This window comes from Halomonas sp. KM-1 (genome assembly GCF_000246875.1).
Lineage (GTDB): Bacteria > Pseudomonadota > Gammaproteobacteria > Pseudomonadales > Halomonadaceae > Halomonas > Halomonas aerodenitrificans.
Genome location: NZ_BAEU01000017.1, coordinates 25,886 through 43,753, shown reverse-complemented (window position 1 = coordinate 43,753; position 17,868 = coordinate 25,886). Strand labels below are relative to the sequence as shown.

The 17,868-nt window shown below is 67.4% G+C and carries 17 protein-coding genes; 8 read left to right on the top strand and 9 right to left on the bottom strand.

Going from position 1 to position 17,868, the window contains the following annotated elements; translation table 11 throughout:
- Positions 1-376: chorismate lyase (locus B8115_RS01280; protein ID WP_010625921.1), on the bottom strand; the 376-nt coding region annotated here is incomplete at its 3' end.
- A 106-nt stretch (positions 377-482) separates the two neighbouring features.
- Here B8115_RS01280 and B8115_RS01275 point away from each other — a divergent pair.
- The 4 genes from B8115_RS01275 to B8115_RS01260 all read left to right on the top strand — a co-directional run bounded on the left by B8115_RS01275 (position 483) and on the right by B8115_RS01260 (position 3,536).
- Complete coding sequence (locus tag B8115_RS01275; RefSeq protein ID WP_010625920.1) at positions 483-1,643, top strand: FAD-dependent oxidoreductase; 1,161 nt, start codon at positions 483-485, stop codon at positions 1,641-1,643.
- A 199-nt stretch (positions 1,644-1,842) separates the two neighbouring features.
- On the top strand, positions 1,843-2,121 hold the full coding sequence (locus tag B8115_RS01270; protein WP_010625919.1) for an HU family DNA-binding protein: 279 nt from the start codon (positions 1,843-1,845) through the stop codon (positions 2,119-2,121).
- Positions 2,122-2,200: 79 nt separating this feature from the next.
- The gene (locus B8115_RS01265) at positions 2,201-2,557 is read left to right on the top strand and encodes a hypothetical protein (RefSeq protein WP_010625918.1); all 357 of its coding nucleotides are present in this window, start codon (positions 2,201-2,203) and stop codon (positions 2,555-2,557) included.
- Positions 2,558-2,606: 49 nt separating this feature from the next.
- Positions 2,607-3,536: a LysR family transcriptional regulator gene (locus B8115_RS01260; RefSeq protein WP_010625917.1), complete on the top strand. Its 930-nt coding sequence runs from the start codon at positions 2,607-2,609 to the stop codon at positions 3,534-3,536.
- Here the strand turns inward: B8115_RS01260 and B8115_RS01255 are convergent.
- The 5 genes from B8115_RS01255 to B8115_RS01235 form a co-directional block, all read right to left on the bottom strand.
- Positions 3,533-5,083, bottom strand: coding sequence for an aldehyde dehydrogenase family protein (locus B8115_RS01255; RefSeq protein WP_010625916.1), 1,551 nt, complete (start codon positions 5,081-5,083; stop codon positions 3,533-3,535). The two genes, B8115_RS01260 and B8115_RS01255, sit on opposite strands and share 4 nt — an antisense overlap.
- Complete coding sequence (locus B8115_RS01250) at positions 5,080-5,961, bottom strand: NAD(P)-dependent oxidoreductase (RefSeq protein WP_010625915.1); 882 nt, start codon at positions 5,959-5,961, stop codon at positions 5,080-5,082. The genes B8115_RS01255 and B8115_RS01250 overlap by 4 nt, the downstream gene beginning before the upstream one ends.
- Positions 5,962-6,060: 99 nt before the next feature.
- Complete coding sequence (locus B8115_RS01245; protein ID WP_010625914.1) at positions 6,061-7,221, bottom strand: amidohydrolase; 1,161 nt, start codon at positions 7,219-7,221, stop codon at positions 6,061-6,063.
- Between the two features lie 10 nt (positions 7,222-7,231).
- Positions 7,232-7,732, bottom strand: coding sequence for a hypothetical protein (locus tag B8115_RS01240; RefSeq protein ID WP_010625913.1), 501 nt, complete (start codon positions 7,730-7,732; stop codon positions 7,232-7,234).
- A complete protein-coding gene (locus B8115_RS01235; protein ID WP_010625912.1) occupies positions 7,719-8,540 on the bottom strand; it encodes a DUF3100 domain-containing protein in 822 nt (273 codons plus the stop codon). Before B8115_RS01235 ends, B8115_RS01240 begins: the two co-directional genes overlap by 14 nt.
- Before the next feature lie 204 nt (positions 8,541-8,744).
- On the opposite strand from B8115_RS01235, the gene yccS reads away from it, so the two are divergent.
- On the top strand, positions 8,745-10,964 hold the full coding sequence (gene yccS / locus B8115_RS01230; RefSeq protein ID WP_010625911.1) for a YccS family putative transporter: 2,220 nt from the start codon (positions 8,745-8,747) through the stop codon (positions 10,962-10,964).
- Between the two features lie 4 nt (positions 10,965-10,968).
- On the opposite strand, the gene recG is transcribed toward yccS, so the two are convergent.
- On the bottom strand, positions 10,969-13,050 hold the full coding sequence (gene recG / locus B8115_RS01225) for an ATP-dependent DNA helicase RecG (protein ID WP_010625910.1): 2,082 nt from the start codon (positions 13,048-13,050) through the stop codon (positions 10,969-10,971).
- The gene (locus B8115_RS01220) at positions 13,047-13,967 is read right to left on the bottom strand and encodes a hydrogen peroxide-inducible genes activator (RefSeq protein ID WP_010625909.1); all 921 of its coding nucleotides are present in this window, start codon (positions 13,965-13,967) and stop codon (positions 13,047-13,049) included. Before B8115_RS01220 ends, recG begins: the two co-directional genes overlap by 4 nt.
- Positions 13,968-14,044: 77 nt before the next feature.
- Here B8115_RS01220 and B8115_RS01215 point away from each other — a divergent pair, with 77 nt between their 5' ends.
- Positions 14,045-14,917, top strand: a complete 873-nt coding sequence (locus B8115_RS01215) for an NAD(P)H-binding protein (RefSeq protein WP_026037798.1) — start codon at positions 14,045-14,047, stop codon at positions 14,915-14,917.
- A 101-nt stretch (positions 14,918-15,018) separates the two neighbouring features.
- On the opposite strand, the gene B8115_RS01210 is transcribed toward B8115_RS01215, so the two are convergent.
- The gene (locus tag B8115_RS01210; RefSeq protein WP_010625907.1) at positions 15,019-15,702 is read right to left on the bottom strand and encodes a hypothetical protein; all 684 of its coding nucleotides are present in this window, start codon (positions 15,700-15,702) and stop codon (positions 15,019-15,021) included.
- 240 nt (positions 15,703-15,942) lie between these two features.
- On the opposite strand from B8115_RS01210, the gene B8115_RS01205 reads away from it, so the two are divergent.
- Together B8115_RS01205 and B8115_RS01200 are read left to right on the top strand one after the other, a co-directional pair.
- Entirely contained in the window at positions 15,943-17,229 is a 1,287-nt protein-coding gene (locus B8115_RS01205) for a sensor histidine kinase (RefSeq protein ID WP_010625906.1), read from the top strand.
- Positions 17,226-17,867 carry a response regulator transcription factor gene (locus B8115_RS01200; protein ID WP_010625905.1) on the top strand — a complete coding sequence of 214 codons (642 nt, stop codon included), beginning with the start codon at positions 17,226-17,228 and terminating at the stop codon, positions 17,865-17,867. The genes B8115_RS01205 and B8115_RS01200 overlap by 4 nt, the downstream gene beginning before the upstream one ends.
- Position 17,868 lies beyond the last annotated feature (1 nt).

The window sequence follows — 17,868 nt, the reverse complement described above, 5'->3', positions numbered from 1 at the left end:
GCCAGCTGCCCAGCGAGCGCTCGCCCAGTCGCTCGAGACGCTGACCGCGCAGCTGCGCCAGCGGGGCCACCGAACGGGCCACCACCCAGGGGCGCCCATCGAGACACAGGGCCACTTCCCGCAGCCAGGCCATGCGGTCGAGAGGCAGTCCCATGGCACGGGCCTCGTCGGGGCGAGGCCGCCCCAGACGCTGTTCGAGCAGGCGCACGCGGAAGGGTCGGCCGTTGCCGGCCTCAGTCAGGCGCGCAGTGAGAGAGTCGCGGGTCGCCACCCAGGCCCACCAGGCCGGGCTCATGGCCGGCCGGCCCGCGGCCAGAGGGCGCCAGGCCAAGGACAGGGGTGGCTTGCCGTGGTGCGCCGTGGGGTTGCGGGTCACCTGCTCTCTCCGGTTGAACTAGGGGCGCATAGTGTAACATGCGACCTGAACGAATCTGACCGAGCCGTGGCGCGAGCCGGCGGCCCCCGTGCGATACAAGGACCCCATGACCGCTCCTCTGACCATCATCGGATCCGGCATGGCAGGCATTGGCCTGCTCAAGCAGCTGCGCACCCTGGATACCGAACGTCCCGTGACGCTGATCACCGCCGACAGCGGCGATGACTATTCCAAGCCGCTGCTCTCCACCGGCTTCGCCAAGCGCTTGCCGCCCGAGCGGCTGGCCACGCGCACCGCGCTGGAGGTGGCCGATCAGTTGGGCGCGGTGTTGCGCACGCACACCCGGGTCGATGCCATCGATCTCGACGCCCGTGCCCTGCACATAGGCGAGGAGCGACTGGCCTGGAGCGAGCTGGTGCTGGCCACCGGTGCGGCACCCGGTACGCCTTTCGCCATTCCCGAGGGAATCGCAGAGCGGGTGTTCAGCATCAACGACCTGGACGACTACCGGTGCTTTCATGCCGCCCTCGAGGCGCTGGGCCGGCCGGCCAGGGTGGCTATCGTCGGTGCCGGCCTGGTGGGCTGCGAGTTCGCCAACGACCTGGTGGCGGGAGGTCATGCGGTGAGCCTGGTCGCACCTGAGCGAGCGCCGCTGCCGCGCCTGCTGCCGGAGCCTCTGGGCAAGGCCCTGGGCGAGGCCTTCGTCGAAGCCGGTATGGGGCTCCATCTGGGGCACGGCCTGCAGCGGCTGGCACAGCGCGGCAGCGACGTGGGGCTCGAGCTCGACGATGGCAGCATGCTCGAGGCCGATCTGGTGCTGCTGGCCACCGGCCTGCGACCGCGTATCGAACTGGCTCAGGCTGCCGGACTGCAGGCCGGGCCGGCAGGTATCCAGGTCGACCGCTACCTGCAGACCTCGGCTGCCGGTGTCTTCGCCCTCGGCGATGTGGCCTGCGTGGACGGGGTCAATGCTATGTACGTGCAGCCGCTGCAGGCCAGCGCCAAGGCGCTGGCGCGCACGCTTGCCGGATCGCCCACTCCGGTGAGCTATGGCGCCTGGCCGGTGCTGGTGAAGACCCCTCTGCTGCCGGTGGTGGCCCTGCCGCCGCTGCAGACGCCGGCGCGCTGGCGAGTGGAGGGCGAAGGACGCGATCTGGTCGCCCTTGCCGAAGATCAAGACGAACGTTTGATCGGCTTTGCGTTGACAGGAGGCTGCGTGAAGCGGAAAGTTGAGCTGGCGCGGGCAACGCCGCCGTTGCTAGGCTAGTGTCGTCATCGCACCGGCTGGCTTCGTTGCCCGGTGCGTCGATGATCGCCGCGCTTGACGCTTCAGGAGCAGGGGAAGAACCCAAACAAAGGGGGACGGGCTCTCCCGGGTAAAGTGGCAGTTATCATCAACTTGACTCGATCGTGAATAACAACATACCGGCATGTTGCCGGGGTAGAGCCAATATCAGGAGGGCTGTATGCGTAAACCAGAACTTGCCGCAGCAATCGCCGAGCGTGCGGAACTATCCAAGGACAAGGCCAGCCAGGTGCTCAACGTCATCCTTGACGAGATCACCGGCAGCGTGGCCCAGGGGCAGGACGTCTCCCTGATCGGTTTCGGTACCTTCACCGTGCGTGAGCGCGCCGCTCGCACCGGCAAGAACCCGCAGACCGGCCAGCCGTTGGCCATCCCGGCCAGCAAGACCGTTGCCTTCAAGCCGGGCAAGGGGCTCAAGGACGCCGTCGGCAAGGGTTGATCCGAACTCGGATCACACCCGGCGCGGCCTGCCTCGTCAGGCCGCGGTACCCCCACCACCTGCGCGAAATGGATTCGACATGAAGCTGCGTCTGATGCTTTGGCTGCTTGGGTGGATGCTGAAACGCGCGCTGCGTCGCAAACCGCGTTTTCGCGAGCAGCTCACCGAGATGCGCAGTCTCGACTGGGGCATCGCCACCGAAGACCTCTCCATTGCCCGTCATTACCGCATGACACCCCAGGGCATCCAGGTAGGCGCCGGGCTGCCGGTGGACCTCGACCTGGAGCTGCGCTTCGACGATGAAGCCACCGCCATTCGCGTGCTGCGCAAGCCGACCCAGCAGGCCTTTCTCGACGGCATGATGGCTGGCAAGGTGCGTCTGGTGGGCGATTCGGGCGACCTCAAGAAGCTGCAGAAACTGCTCAAGCACCTCTGAACTCTCACCATTTCACGTATCATCGAGCCTTCAATCGGCGGAACATGACGTGGACATACCCCACCAGCGTCTGGTCTATTTCAGAGTCACCCTGGAGTCGGGCTCGGTGCGCCAGGCCGCCGCTCGTCTGGATATCGCGCCGTCGGCGGTGAGCCGCCAGATCAGCCTGCTGGAAGATGCGCTGGGCGCCACGCTGCTGGAGCGCAAGCGCACGGGGATTCGGCCCACCCCGGTGGGCGAGATGCTGCTCGAATACTGCGAGCGCCGCGGTGCCCTGGACGAGAGCTTCATCGCCTCGTTGGAAGCCTATCAGCGGCTGGAGACCGGTACCGTATCGTTGGTGGTGGGGGAGGGCTTCGTCGGCGACCTGGTGGCCAAGCCGCTGCGCGAATTCACCGAGCGTTATACCGGTATTCAGATCGACATCAATCTGGCCGGCACCTCGGGCATCATCGAGGCGGTGATCAACGAGCAGGCGCATATCGGCCTGATGTTCCATGAACGCACCCATCACCAGCTGCGCTTCTGGGTGTCGAGCCCGCAGCCGCTGATGGCCATTCTGCCGCCCGAGCACCCGCTGGCCGAAGAGACGGAGCCCCTGACCCTGGCGCAGCTGAGCGAGGCGCCCATGGCGATGTGGGACCCCAGCCATCAGGTGCGCCATATGGTGGACGAGGCGTTCCATCAGGCGCGGCTGCGGCCGCGCATGGCCATGAACACCAACTCCATGGCCATTCTTGCCCAGTACGTGCGCAGCGGCATGGGCATCACCCTGCTGCCGGCCTTTGCCGTGGCGGATGACCTGGCAGAGGGACGTCTGGTGGCACGCTCCGTCGACGACCCGCTGTTCCAGCGCTCCCAGGCGCACATGGTGACCCGTATCGGCCGCCAGCAGCCCAAGGCTAGCATTCTGCTGCTGCGTCACCTGCAGCGCTGGATGCAGGCCTTCCAGAACGTCGACTCGACCTCTATCCGTTAGCCCACGCCGCTACCATAGCCCATGGCCACGCTGGCTTCGCTGGCGGTCTCCACCCATACGCTCTGCGGCAGGGTGTACTCGCGCAGGCCGTCGAGGCCGCTGGAACGGCCAAAGCCGCTGTCGCCGAAGCCGCCGAAGGGCGACATCACGCTGATTGCCTTGTAGCCGTTGATCCACACCGTGCCGGCACGCAGCTGGCCGGCCACCCGGTGCGCACGGGCCGGGTCCTGGGTCCATACCGCGCCGGCAAGGCCGAAGCGGGTGGCGTTGGCCAGGCGTACGGCGTCCGCTTCGTCGTCGAAGGGCATTGCCACCAGCACCGGGCCGAACACCTCCTCGCGGGCGATCTCCATTTCCGGGGTAACGTCGATCAGCACGGTGGGCGCCAGGAAATAGCCCTGTGCCTCTTCGGGCAAGCCTGCCGGGCGGCTGCCGCCGACGATCACCCGCGCGCCGGCGGCCACGGCGTCCTCGATCATGCGCGCCACGTGAGCGTACTGGCGGGCGTTCTGCAGCGGCCCCATGCGGGTCGCCTCGTCGCCGGGCAGACCGACTTCGATCCCGGCCGCGGCACGCGCCAACCGCTCGGTCACCTCCGCGAAGGCCTCGCGCTGGACCAGCAGTCGCGAGCCGGCCACGCAGCTCTGTCCCGCCGCGGCGAAGATTGCCGCCTGGGCACCGGCCACGGCGGCATCGAGGCTGGCGTCGGCGAAGACGATGTTGGCCGACTTGCCGCCCAGTTCCAGCACGCTCGGCACCAGCCGCCGGGCAGCGGCCTCGGCGATCAGGCGACCGCTCTGGGGCGAGCCGACGAACACCAGCTTGCTGATGCCTTCGTTGCCGGTCAGCGCCGCGCCGGTGCTCGGGCCCAGGCCGTTGACGATGTTGACCAGCCCTTTGGGCAGGCCGCCTTGCTCCAGCAGCCGGGCAATCGTCACCGAGGTGAAGGGGGTGAGCTCCGAAGGCTTGAGTACCACGCCGTTGCCGGCGGCGATGGCCGGGGCGAGCTGCCAGGCGCAGGTGAACATTGGCGCGTTCCACGGCGTGATCTGGCCCACCACCCCATAGGGTACGTGGCGCACGTAGTTGAAGTGGCTGGTGGGTACCGGGATCACCTCACCGTGCTGCTTGTCGCACCAGCCGGCGTAGTACTCGAACATCTCGCGCACCTTGCCGACCTCGCCGCGACAGTCGCGGATCGGCTTGCCGGCCACCATGCTCTCGAGCTGGGCCAGCGCCTCCTCGTGGCCTTCGAGGCCGCGTACGGCGGCGTTCATGCGCCGGCCGCGCTCGCTGGCGGTGAGCGCCATCCAGGCCTGCTGTGCCCGTGTGGCGGCGGCAACGGCGCGCTCGACCAGGGCCGGGCCGGCGTCGCGATAGTCGAGCAGCGCCTCGCCGGTGGCGGGATCGATCAGCGTGATCGACTCGCCTTCGCCCGGGCAGGGCGCGCCGTCGATCCAATTGGAGAGCGGCGTTGCGCCCTGAAGGTCGAAGCCATCGAGCAGCTTCGAGATACGCTCCCGGGCCTGGCGATTGAGACGGTTCATGATGCGGTCTCCTCGCTGGCGGCAGCCAGCAGCGCGTCGGCGATACGGTTGAAGTCGTCGCTATCGGCGGGGTGCTCGGGATCGGCGTGCCACGCCTCGACCACGGCTTGGAGCAGGCCCGGCGGCATGTCGAGGCGTTCGGCGGCGTCGCGGGCCAGGCGCAGGTCCTTGCGCATCAGGCCGGTGGTAAAACCGGAGTCGAAGCGCCCGGAGAGGATCCACTCGGGGAAGTTGACCTCGCTCACTGCGCTGCGCCCCGAGCCGCTGTTGAGCCCGGCCAGACAGGCGGCGGGATCTACCCCGGCGCGGGCGGCCATGGCCACCGCCTCGGCGGTGGTCAGCAGGTGGGCGGCGCACAGGTAGTTGTTGGCCAGCTTGACCACATGACCGCTGCCTGGTCCGCCGACGTGGGTGTAGCGGGCCGACATCGCCTCGAGCATCGGCACCAGGCTTTCGATGGTGGCCGTCTCGCCGCCCAGCAGCATGCCGAGCTTGCCCGTCGCCGCCCCCTTGGGGCCTCCGCTGACCGGGGCGTCGAGCCACGCCAGCCCGGCGGCCTCGACCTTGGCGGCCAACTCCCGACTGACCACCGGATCCGAGGTCGAGGTATCGACGATGACGCTGCCCTTCGGCGCCAGGCCGAGCAGACCGGGAGAAGTTTCGATCACCTCCCGCACTTGGGCCGAGGTGGGCAGCGACAGCAGGTAGACGTCGCACGGTGGCAGTTCGTCGGGGGCGACCACAGGCAGCCCTTGCTCGGCCAGGCGCTGGCGGGCGCTGTCGAACAGGTCGCTGCCGGTGACGTCGAAGCCGGCGGCTTGCAGGGTCAGGGCCATGTTGCCGCCCATCTGGCCGAGGCCGATAACGCAGATTCTCATGCTCGTTCCTCAAGAAGATGCAGGATGTCGTGCCTGGCAGGCGCGTCGATCCGGGCCGCAGCGACGCTGCGGCCATGGAAGCAGTGGCGAAAGGCGCCGTCATTCGACGAGCAGGGTCGTGACCAGCGCCTGCCAGTACGCCACGCCGAGCGGGGCGATGGCGTCGTTGAAGTCGTAGTGCGGGTTGTGCAGGGCGGCGCTCTCGACACCGTTGCCGAGCCAGATGTAGGCGCCGGGGCAGGCCTCGAGCATGAAGGCGAAATCTTCAGAGGCCATGCTCGGCGGCAGGTCGCGATGCACGCGGGTGATGCCCGGCAGCGCTTCGAGCACCCCGGCGCAGCGTGCCGCATGCTCGGGTGCGTTGATCGTGGCGGGGTAGCGCGATTGATAGTCGAGTTCGACTCTGAGGTCGTGGAACCCGGCCAGCGCCTCGACGGCTTGACGAAAGCGTCGCTCCAGATAGGCACGCAGCTCGCCGTCGAAGCAGCGCAGGGTGCCGCGCAGCTCCACCGTCTCCGGAATCACGTTGAAGGCATCGCCGGCGTGGAACTGGGTGATGCTGAGAACCGCGCTCTGGTGGGGCGGCGTTTCGCGGCTGATCAACCCCTGCAACTGGCTGGCTAGCTGACAGGCAGCCAGGATGGTGTCGCTGCCCAGGTGGGGCATGGCGGCATGGCAGCCGCGCCCGCTGAGCTTCAGGGTGAAGACGTCGAAAGCGGCCATCACCGCGCCGTCGTGTACCGCCGCCTCGCCCACGGCGAGCCCCGGCCAGTTGTGCAGGCCGTAGACGGCTTCCATGGGGAAGCGCTCGAAGAGCCCCTCCTCGACCATCACGCGGCCGCCGCCCTCGCTCTCCTCCGCCGGCTGGAAGATGAAGTACACCCGCCCGGCGAAGTCGGGGTCGGCGGCCAGCGCATAGGCCGCCCCCAGCAGCATGGTGGTGTGTCCATCGTGGCCGCAGGCGTGCATCTTGCCCGGCACCTGGGAGGCGTAGGCGAAGCGGTTGGCCTCCTCGACGTCGAGCGCATCGATGTCGGCCCGCAGCCCGATGGCCCGCCCGGGACCGCGCCTGCCGTCGAGAATCGCCACCACTCCGGTGCCGCCACCCAGTCCGGTGACGACCTCGAGCCCGGCCTGGCGCAGCAGCTCGGCAATGCGGGCGCCGGTGCGATGCTCCTCGAAGGCGGTCTCCGGGTGGCGGTGGAAGTCGTGGCGCCAGGCCACGAGACGTTCCGGCGTCGGCAGCAGGCTGTCATCCATGAGCGGCTCCTCAGATAATCAGATGGGCAATGAACGCCGAAGCGACGAAGGTCCCGGTGAAGACCAGCAGCGAGACGATCACCAGTTTCCAGCCGGTCTGGCGGAACATGGTGAACTCGCGGCCGGTCAGCGCCAGGCCGGCATAGGCCAGCACCGGGGTCACCACGGCGAGAAAGTTCACGTGGGCGAGCTGACCGACGATCCAGCCATTGCCGGGGAAGAAGGGCAGCGTCATGACGATGCTGATCAGCGAGACCCAGGCCACGCTTGGCAGGTAGAACGGCGCGAAGCGGCCGATGAGCAGGCCGATCATGACCATGACGTAGAGCAGCACCATGCCGGGCAGCGCCTGGTGCAGCGGGGCGCCATGCACGATGTTGGCGATCCACGCGGCGACGCACACCACGGCCAGCAGCAGGGCGGTCTTGCCGAGCTGCTGCTCGGGGCGCAGCTCCTGAAGGGCGGAAGCATCGAAACCGGTATTGGGTGCAGTGGTATCAGAGGGTTTCATTGCGAGCCTCCTTGAGCTTGGCGCCGCCGAGGCGCTTGTAGAGCCATTCGGCCGTGGGCAGAGCGATGAACAGGGAAACGTAGAGACCGGTGGCGTAGGTCAACAGGTTGCTGGCGCCGGAGAAGGCCAGCAGGTCGTCGCGCAGGTGCGGAGCGGCCTCGGCCAGGGCACCCGAGCAGGCCGCTACCATGCTGCCGCTGCCTACGCCGCAGGCCATGGCCAGGGCACGGATGTCGAGGATGTCCAGCGAGGCGAGATAGCCGGCCATCAGCGCGAAGTAGAGGGTACCGAACATGGTGCCCACCACATAGACGCCCATGATGCCGATGCCCTCGGGGCTTCTCAGGCCGTACTTGTCCGAGATGATGGCGATGTTGGGCTCGCGGGCGATGGAGTAGGTGGCGCCGATGGCCTCGCGTCCCATGCGCAGCACCAGCACGGCGAAGGGCAGCGCCAGCAGCATGGTGCCGAGATTGCCCAGCTCCTGCAGGATCAGAGCCGGCCCGGCGGCGATGATCTGTTCGATGGCCGGCCCGATGGTGGAACCGAACTTGGCGATGAAGGGCAGGATCGAGATCATGATCAGCGGCCCGGCGGCATTGCTGACCGGTTTGGGAATGACCCGCTGCATGCCCGAGAACAGGTGCGGATTGAGCAGTACGCCAATGATGAAGGCGTAGAACAGCGGCAGCAGCAGCAGCGTGCCGGGGCCGAGGGGGATGCGCAGTATGCCGATCCACTCGGCTAGGAGAGACGCCAGTATCACCGTCAGGTGCAGGCGCCAATTGAGCAACAGCTTCATGTCCATTGGGTTGTCCTTGTCGTGTTAGGGGACTCTTCGAGTATCGAAAGGTGGATGTTCCAATGATAGGCGGCCGGTGTTCTGCTTTTTGTTACGCGCGTAACGGTGCCGCTGGGGGCGGGCTGCTGTGTGCCGAAGGAAGGTTGGGCTTTATACGAAAGTCTAGTGTCGAGTAACATGACGATGGCCATTCCCAAATAAGTCGAAAACATGCCGATCTCGCTCTCCCTGTCGCTGCGGCGTCTGTGGACGCTGGACAAGTTCGCCTACAGCCTGCGGGTATTTCTCGCTTTCAGCGGGGCGCTGCTACTCAGCTGGACGCTGGCCGACATCGGGCTGGTGATCCCGCTGTTCCTCGGCATCATCGCCAGCGCCCTCTCCGAGACCGATGACAGCTGGCAGGGCCGTCTGCAGGCGCTGGTGGTCACACTGTTCTGCTTTGCCGCCGCCTCGCTCATCGTGCGCTGGCTGTTTCCCTGGCCGTGGCTGTTCGCGCTGGGGCTGGGGCTTGCCACCTTCGTGCTGGTAATGCTGGGCGCCGTGGGGCAGCGCTACGCCACCATCGCCTCCGGCACGCTGATCCTGTCTATCTACACCATGATCAACATCGAGCATCATGGCGGCGTACCCCAGGCGGGCGATTGGGGCCAGACGCTGCTGATCCTCTCCGGAGCGGCCTGGTACGGGGCGATCTCGGTGATATGGTGCGCGCTGTTCTCGCGTCAGCCGGTCAAGCAGAGCATGGCCCGGCTCTATCGCGAGCTGGCCCGCTACCTGATACTCAAGGCTACCCTGTTCGAACCGCTGCGCGGTGTCGACGTCGAGGCACGGCGTCTGGCTCTGGCGCGGCAGAACGGCCGGGTGGTGGAGGCGTTGAATCTGGCCAAGGAGACGATCTTCCGTCGTCTCGAAGGGCAGCGCGGAGAGAGCAAGCTCAACCGCTACCTGCGCATCTATTTCGTTGCCCAGGACATCCACGAACGGGCCAGCTCATCGCACTATCCCTACGCGCGGCTGACCGAGGCCTTCTTCCACTACGACGTGCTCTTTCGCTGCCAGCGCCTGCTCGATCAGCAGGGCCAGGCGTGCCGGCGGCTGGCCAAGGCGCTGCTGCTCAATCAGCCTTTCGAACACGATCAGAGCGAGCAGGCGCTGGCCGATCTGCGCGCCTCCATCGATCATCTCAAAGGCATGCGCAACCCCGCGTGGCGCGAGCTGATGCCGCCGCTCAACGCCCTGGCCGACAACCTGGCCAGTCTCGAGAGTCAGTTGGTCCTGGCGCACAATCCCGACAGCGACTCGAGCCCCGGCGACACCAGCCTGTTCGACCGCTCGCCCGGCAGCGTGAAGGACGCCTGGGAGCGTGTTCGCCTCAATCTGACGGTGGCCTCACCCACCTTCCGCCACGGGCTGCGGTTGGCCGTGGCGCTGCTGGCCGGCTACGGGGTACTGCACCTGATCCATCCAACGCAGGGCTTCTGGATCCTGCTCACCACGCTGTTCGTATGCCGTCCCAATTTCGCCGCCACTCGGCGTTTCCTGTCCCAGCGTATCGTCGGCACCGTGCTGGGCCTGGTGGCGGGCTGGGTCTCGATCACGCTGTTCCCGAGCCCCCTGTTGCAGACCTTGATCGCGGTAGCCGCGGGGGTGACCTTCTTCGCCACGCGGGAGAGGCGCTATGTGATCGCCACCGCGGCGATCACGCTGCTGGTGCTGTGCAGCTTCAATCAGGTGGGTGATGGCTTCGATCTGATCTGGCCGCGGCTCTTCGATACGCTGATCGGTGCCACGATCGCCGGGGCCGCGGTGTTCCTGATCCTGCCCGACTGGCAGGGCCGGCGGCTGCATCGCCAGGCTGCCGCGGCGCTGCAGGCGAGCCGGCGCTACCTGGAGGAGATCCTGCATCAGTACGCCAGCGGCAAGCAGGACGACCTGGCCTACCGCCTGGCGCGGCGCAACGCCCACAATGCCGATGCGGCGCTGTCGACGATGCTGGCCAACATGCTGCAGGAGCCGGAGCACTACCGGCGGCGCGACGCCGACGACGGCTTCCGCTTCCTGGTGCACTCGCATACGCTGCTGGGCTATCTCTCGGCGCTGGGCGCCCATCGCCACCGGCTCGATGCCGAAGAGGCCGACGCCCGACTGCTGCCGAACGGCGAACGTATTGCCGAGTACCTCGCCGCGCTGGCCGAGCGGCTCGAGCGGCGCCAGCCGGTGGCGGAGTTGGCGGCAGAGCGCGAAGCCCTGCTGACGAGCCTGGAGCAGGAGGTGCTGCAGTCATCGGAAGAGGAGGAGCAGGAGTACCGGCCCATGCATGGCCAGCTGCTGCTGGCCGCACGCCAGCTGGCCCCCCTGAGCGAGGCCGCCGAGCGGCTGGTGGCGATGCGCGACCGCCGTGAGCGCGAGGCCCTGAGCGCCGCCGGCTAGGGACTCACACCTGGCCGTACCGTCCGGCTTCCTCGCCCAGCCAGCGCCGAATCAGCGGCCGGCTCGCCTCTGGATGGCGGGCCAGCAGAGCCTCGGCCAGTGGCGCGACCCGTTCGAGCAGGTCGGCATCGCGCTCCAGGTCGGCGATCTTCATCTGCGCCAGGCCCGTCTGACGGGTGCCGAGCACCTCGCCGGGGCCGCGCAGCTCCAGATCCTTCTCGGCGATGCGGAAGCCGTCGGTGGTCTCGCGCATCACCGCCAGGCGCTCGCGGGAATGGGCCGACAGCGGCCCGTGATAGAGCAGCACGCAGAAGCTCTCGCTGGAGCCGCGGCCGACCCGGCCGCGCAGCTGGTGCAGCTGCGACAGGCCCAGGCGCTCCGGGTTCTCGATGATCATCAGGCTGGCGTTGGGCACGTCGACGCCGACCTCGATCACCGTGGTGGCCACCAGCAGGTCTAGCTCACCGCTCTTGAAGGCGTCCATCACCGCCGCCTTCTCGGTTGGCTTCATGCGTCCGTGGACCAGGCCGATGGCCAGCTCCGGCAGCGCCTCGGTAAGCTCGTCGCGGGTGGCCTCGGCGGCCTGACACTGCAGCGCGTCCGACTCCTCGATCAAGGTGCAGACCCAGTAGGCCTGACGGCCCTCGGCGCAGGCGTGGCGGATACGCGCCACCACCTCGGGGCGTCGCTCGTCGGGCACCACCACCGTCTTCACCGGCGTGCGCCCGGGGGGCAGTTCGTCGATGATCGAGACGTCGAGATCGGCGTAGGCGCTCATGGCCAGGGTGCGCGGAATCGGCGTGGCGGTCATCACCAGCTGATGCGGTGTCAGCCCGCCGGCCTCGCCCTTCTCGCGCAGCGCCAGGCGCTGGTGCACGCCGAAGCGGTGCTGCTCGTCGACGATGGCCAGCCCCAGGCGCTTGAAGTGTACGTCGCCCTGGAACAGCGCGTGGGTACCTACCACCATCTGCGCGCGACCGTCGAGGATGGCGGCCTTGGTGTCGAGCCGCGTCTTGCCCTTGAGCTTGCCGGCCAGCCACGCCACCTCGATGCCGAGCGGCGTGAACCATGCCTTGAGCGTGCGGTAGTGCTGCTCGGCCAGGATCTCGGTGGGCGCCATCATGGCCGCCTGGCAGTCGCCGGCAATCGCCGCCAGTGCTGCCATGGCGGCCACCACCGTCTTGCCCGAGCCGACGTCGCCCTGCACCAGCCGCAGCATGGGCACCTCGCGGGCCAGATCCGCGCCGATCTCGTCGAGCACGCGACGCTGGGCGCCGGTCAGCGAGAACGGTAGATGGGTCAGAAAGCGCGCCTGCAGGCTGCGCCCGCTGGGCAGCGCCGGGGCGCCATCCTCCTGAATCTTCAGACGCACCTGCTGCAGGCTCAGGCGATGGGCCAGCAGCTCCTCCAAGGCCAGGCGCCGCGTGGCAGGGTGTTTGCCGCTGGAGAGGCGTTCGGGGTCGGCGTCGGGGGGCGGCTGATGCAGCGTCTGCAGGCAGTAACGCAGCTCGGGCAGACCGAAGCGGGTGCGCAGCTCTTCGCCGATCCAGTCAGGCAGCGCCTCGGGGGCCTCGTCCAGGCGGGTCAGCGCCTGCTCGATCAGTGCGCGCAGACGCGCCTGATTGAGCCCTTCGGTGGTGGGGTAGATCGGCGTCAGATGATCTTCCACCGGCGGGGCATCGGCGCTGAGCAGGCGGTATTCGGGATGGTAGATCTCGAGCCCGGTGGCGCCGGCACGCGCCTCGCCGAAGCAGCGCACCCGGGCGCCGGGGCGGAACTGCTGCTGCTGCGCCGGGGAAAAGTGGAAGAAGCGCAGGCTGAGGATGCCGGAGCCATCGCGCAGCCGCACCAGCAGGCTACGACGACGCCCTTTCACCACGTCGCTGGCCGAGACGTCGCCCTCCACCACCGCCTCGTGTCCGGCTCTCAGCGTGCCGATCGGCGTGATGCGGGTGCGGTCCTGATAGCGTAGCGGCAGGTGAAACAGCAGGTCGGCCACGCTCTCGATGCGCAGGCGAGCCAGCTTGAGGGCTACCGCTTCCCCGACGCCCTTCAGGGAGGTGACCGGCGCGTCGAGGCCGTTCATGCGAGCTCGGGGAGCGCCTCGTGACACAGTTGGATGGCGTCGGTCACCGCGTCGATGGCCTTGGGACGCGGGAAGCTGGCGCGCCAGGCGATTGCCACGGTGCGCGATGGCGCCGGCGACTTGAACGGCCGGCTGGTGAGCAGCCCGCTTTCGTAGTGGCCGGTGCCGATGGCCGAACGCGGCAGCACGGTGATGCCCAGCTTCGAGGCGACCATGTGACGGATCGTCTCCAGCGAGCCGCCTTCAGCGGTCAGGGTATTGCTGGGGCTGTTGAGCTGCTGGCTGATGGCGGGGCAGGCCTCGAGAATCTGATCGCGGAAGCAGTGACCCTCGCCCAGTAGCAGCAGACGCTCCTTGAGCAGGTCCTCCTTCTCGATGTACTGGCGTTGGCTCCAGGCGTGATCGGCCGGAATCAGTACCTCGAACTCCTCTTCGTAGAGGGGCTTGGTCACCACGTCGGTTTCGGTGAACGGCAGCGCGATGATGATCGCATCGAGCTCACCGCTGCGCAGCTTCCGCCGCAGGCTGGCGGTGAAGCCCTCCTCGATGTAGAGCGGCATCTGCGGCGCGCTGCGGGTCAGGGCCGGTACCAGGTGCGGGAACAGGTAGGGGCCGATGGTGTAGATGGCACCGATGCGCAGCGGGCTTGCCAGCTGATCCTTGCCGGCATTGGCCAGCTCCTTGATCACGCTGCTCTGCTCCAGCACTCGTTGGGCCTGTTCGACGATCTTCTCGCCCAGCGGCGTGACCTGCACGGTGGACTTGGAGCGTTCGAACAGGGCCACGCCGAGCTCTTCCTCGAGCTTCTTCACCGCCACCGACAGGGTGGGCTGGGAAACGAAGCAGCGCTCGGCCGCTCTGCCGAAGTGGCGCTCCTGCGCCAAGGTTACGATGTAGCGAAGTTCTGTTAGAGTCATGACTGGTGCCCTTTGGGCATCCTCTCGGACGATAGATGACTTTCAATAGGGACTTTTTATCAGGGGGCGAGAGAAAGGTGAAGAAAACCACACTGATTCTAGGCTGTGGCGACATCGGAATGGTGCTGGGCAGGGAGCTGCTGGCGGCAGGGCATCGCGTGATCGGAGCCCGGCGCAGCGTCGCACCGCTGGAGGGTAGCGGTATCGAACCGCTGCCGCTCGACCTGAACGACGAAGAGGCTCTGGCCGCGCTGCCCGACGCCGACTACGTGGTCTATATCCTCAGCGCCGATCGCTTCGACGAGGCTGCCTACCGGGCCGCCTATCTCGATGGTCTCAAGGCCGTGCTGCAGGTCTATGAAGGGCGTGACACGGCTCCCAAGCGCCTGCTCTTCGTTTCGTCCACCAGCGTCTACGGCCAGAAGGAGGGTGAGCTGGTCGACGAGGAGACCCCGGCCGAATCGGCGGGCTTTGCCGGTGCGCTGATGCGCGAGGCCGAGCAGGCCCTGCGGGCGAGCCCCTTGGCGGGTACCACGGTGCGCTTCTCGGGTATCTATGGGCCGGGCCGCGATCGCCTGATCCGGCAGGTGCTGGAGGGCCGCATTGCGCCGGCAACGCCGCCCATGTACTCCAACCGCATCCATCGCGACGACTGCGCAGGCGTACTGGCCCACCTGATCGGCCTGGACGCGCAAGGCGAGTCGCTGGAGGAGCTCTATCTGGCCAGCGACTGTGCGCCGGAGCCGCTGCACGAGGTCATGGCGTGGCTGGCCGGTCAGCTCAAGGTGGAGTCCACCGAGGTGATCCAGGCCCCGCTGCGCAAGCGCTCCAGCAAGCGCTGCGACAACACCCGCCTGCGCGAGACCGGCTACGTATTCCGCTATCCCAGCTATCGCGAAGGCTACGCTCAGGTCATGAAGGAAGGCGGCTTTCTGCCCGAGCCGGTCTGAGTCCGCTCGCCACCGCGATACGCCAACGCGGGCTCACTGCCCGCGTTGGTGTCAGACGAAGCGTCTGAATTTCAAAAGATGGGGCCTCAAAAGGTGAGACGTCAAAAGGTGTAGGCGACACCGATCGACATGCCAAGACCGAACTCGTCCTGCCTTCTCAGCGAGAGGCGCTCACGTTCGGCGCGTAGATCCGCTCGTAGGTCGCTGTTACCGCTGCCGCGCGATGCTTCCAGAGAAGGGCTGCGGCTGCCGTAGTAGGCGACGCCCAGGTCGCTGATGAAGCGCCAGCCAGGCTGCCAGGCCGGCGACGACTCCCAGCCCAGGCCGAGATAGGGCGCGACGCGGTTGTGTTCCACCTTGCCCGTCAGATCGCCGACTTCCGCTGCGCTGTAGCGCGTGCCGTTGATGGTATAGCCGCCCCGGTTGTCGCGCTTGCCTTCCAGGCGGGTCTCGGGGTTGGCGAACAGCAATCCACCGCTCACCCGAAAGCCGCTGCCCGCCAGCGGATACCAGTCGACCAGCGCCTCGACGGCGTTGCGCTGCTTGCGCTTGAGCTCGTACTCGACGCCCTCCAGGGTGCGGTCGTCCTTGAACTCCGATTCGCCATTGATGCCTAGACGCACTGCCAACTGACGGTCGATGGCATAGCCGACGCCGGCTCCCAGGCCGAAGGTGCCGAGCTTGCTGTAGACGAAGGCGCCCGACCCGGCGGCATTGTCATCGGCGAAGGCCACGCTGGAGCAGAGAGCGGCCAGGCAGGTCGCGGCGATCACGCGTTTGTTCATGGGTGTCTCCTCGGTAGTGGGCCGGCCACCTGGCCGGCCCGACGAGCCGTCACGTTACGCCTGGCCCGGCCCACCGGCATGTCCCGCCCGTCGCTATCGCCCCATGTGACAAAGTGCATACGCCGTCGACCGAAACGCCTGATATGCTGCCGCGATATCGGGTCGCGCCGGTGAGCGTGACCCTCTCCACAGGCATGGTTCGAGGGCGGGGAAATGGCGGCCGGATCATGGGTATCGGATATGGGAGACAGGGCGCGAGGCGGCTGGCATGCCCTAGCGGGATCGTTCGGCCCCACCACTCTGCTGTTTCGCGGCGTCGGGCTGATCGCCTGTGCGGTGATCTATGCCATGCACCGGGTACACGAGGAGCTGGCTGCGGAAGACGAGCTGACCCTCGTGTTGAACGGCGAGACCCTGGTGCGGCAGTGGCTGGGCGATACCGTGGCGGGGCTGCTGTTCAGCGAGACGCTGGTGATGATCGGCTTCGTCGTCTTCGCCGTGGCGTTCTGCCTGGCGACGGCGCCGACTGCCTATCGCCAGCCCCGCACGCGCTGGCTGCTGGTGATCCAGATAGCGATAGGTCTGGTGATCAACGAAGAGCTGCTGCTGATCGTGGCCGCCCAGCTTCCCTTTCTCTATCCCTTGCCCTTGGCGTTCACCTGGCTGCTGGCCCAGGCACTGCTCAAGGCGCTGTTGTGGGGCGCGATTCTGCTGGCGGCGGATCCGATGGAGGCGACCCTTGCGGCGGCTGAGGCAGCGGGTATCGAGCTGCCGGCCATCAGCCTGGCGAGCCTGCTGGGGCTGGCCATCTTGATGTTCTTCGTATGGCAGCTGTTCGCCTTCTGTCTGGGCTGTATCGCCATGACCGAGCGGCGCCAGCGCTATCGGCTGGCCAAGGCCCATGCCGAACTCACGGCTACGCGCCAGCTGCTGGCGGACAGCGCACGCGCCAGCGAGCGCCTGCGTATTTCGCGTGACCTTCACGACGGCCTCGGCCACCATCTGGCGGCGCTGAATCTGCATCTGGACCTGGCTTCGCGGCAGCCGGAGGACAAGGCGGTATCGCTGCATACTGCGCGTGAGATCGCCAAGGCGCTCTATCAGGAGGTCAGGAGCACGGTCGAGCGCGAGCGCCTCGTCGTCCCGATCGATCTGTTCGGCAGCCTGAAGACGCTCTGCTCGGGCATACCCCAGCCCCACATCGAGCTGCGCTACGACCCGCGCTGCCGGGTGTGCGACCCGGCCCTGGCCCATGTGATTTTCCGTACGGTGCAGGAGGCGCTCTCCAACGCCCTGCGCCATGCCGACGCGGGTAGGGTCGAGATCAGTGTGGCATGCAAGGCCGGCGGCATACATGTCGGCATCGTCGACGACGGCCGCGGTGCGGCCAGGATCGTGCCGGGCAACGGACTGACGGGAATGCGCGAAAGGGTCGCAGAGGTGGGTGGCAGCCTGGCGCTGGAATCGCGACCCGGCGCCGGCTGTCAGGTTGGGCTATGGCTGCCTATGGAAGGGGGCAGATCATGATTCGAGTGCTGCTGGTCGACGACCAGCATCTGGTGCGCAGCGGCATCGCCGGGCTGCTGGGGCTGACGCCCGACATCGAAATGGTCGGCGAGGCGGCGGGTGGCGAAGAGGCACTGGAGCTCGTCGCCGCCAAAACTCCCGACGTGATGCTGCTGGACGTGCGCATGCCCGGCATGAGCGGCATCGAGGTGCTGGCTCGTCTGAACGAGGCGGAGTACTTCCCGCCAACCATTCTGCTCACCACCTTCGACGACGACGAGGCGCTGCTGGCCGGCATGCGTGCCGGTGCCCGCGGCTTTCTGCTCAAGGACATTTCTCTGGAGCGTCTGGCCGAGGACATTCGCCATGTCGCCGCGGGTGGCTCGGCCATCCGGCCGTCGATCACCGAGCGCGTCCTGCGCGGGTTGCGCAGCCTGAGCCCCGAGTTCGAATGCCTCGATCCACCGTGTCGGCTGACCTCGCGGGAAACGGAGATCCTGCGGCTGTTGGCCAGCGGTCTCAACAATCGCGAGGTGGCGCTGGCGCTGGGCACGGCTGAGGGCACAGTGAAGAATCAGGTCTCCAGCATCCTCTCCAAGATGGGCGTGCGTGACCGGGTGCGCGCAGTGCTGCGCGGCATCGAGCTGGGCTGGATCTGAG

Coding starts and splice junctions, on each gene's coding strand:
- B8115_RS01275 (WP_010625920.1), top strand. CDS start 483: ATGACCGCTCCTCTGACCATCATCGGATCCGGCATGGCAGGCATTGGC.
- B8115_RS01270 (WP_010625919.1), top strand. CDS start 1,843: ATGCGTAAACCAGAACTTGCCGCAGCAATCGCCGAGCGTGCGGAACTA.
- B8115_RS01265 (WP_010625918.1), top strand. CDS start 2,201: ATGAAGCTGCGTCTGATGCTTTGGCTGCTTGGGTGGATGCTGAAACGC.
- B8115_RS01255 (WP_010625916.1), bottom strand. CDS start 5,083: ATGAACCGTCTCAATCGCCAGGCCCGGGAGCGTATCTCGAAGCTGCTC.
- B8115_RS01250 (WP_010625915.1), bottom strand. CDS start 5,961: ATGAGAATCTGCGTTATCGGCCTCGGCCAGATGGGCGGCAACATGGCC.
- B8115_RS01245 (WP_010625914.1), bottom strand. CDS start 7,221: ATGGATGACAGCCTGCTGCCGACGCCGGAACGTCTCGTGGCCTGGCGC.
- B8115_RS01240 (WP_010625913.1), bottom strand. CDS start 7,732: ATGAAACCCTCTGATACCACTGCACCCAATACCGGTTTCGATGCTTCC.
- B8115_RS01235 (WP_010625912.1), bottom strand. CDS start 8,540: ATGGACATGAAGCTGTTGCTCAATTGGCGCCTGCACCTGACGGTGATA.
- yccS (WP_010625911.1), top strand. CDS start 8,745: ATGCCGATCTCGCTCTCCCTGTCGCTGCGGCGTCTGTGGACGCTGGAC.
- recG (WP_010625910.1), bottom strand. CDS start 13,050: ATGAACGGCCTCGACGCGCCGGTCACCTCCCTGAAGGGCGTCGGGGAA.
- B8115_RS01220 (WP_010625909.1), bottom strand. CDS start 13,967: ATGACTCTAACAGAACTTCGCTACATCGTAACCTTGGCGCAGGAGCGC.
- B8115_RS01210 (WP_010625907.1), bottom strand. CDS start 15,702: ATGAACAAACGCGTGATCGCCGCGACCTGCCTGGCCGCTCTCTGCTCC.
- B8115_RS01205 (WP_010625906.1), top strand. CDS start 15,943: ATGGGAGACAGGGCGCGAGGCGGCTGGCATGCCCTAGCGGGATCGTTC.
- B8115_RS01200 (WP_010625905.1), top strand. CDS start 17,226: ATGATTCGAGTGCTGCTGGTCGACGACCAGCATCTGGTGCGCAGCGGC.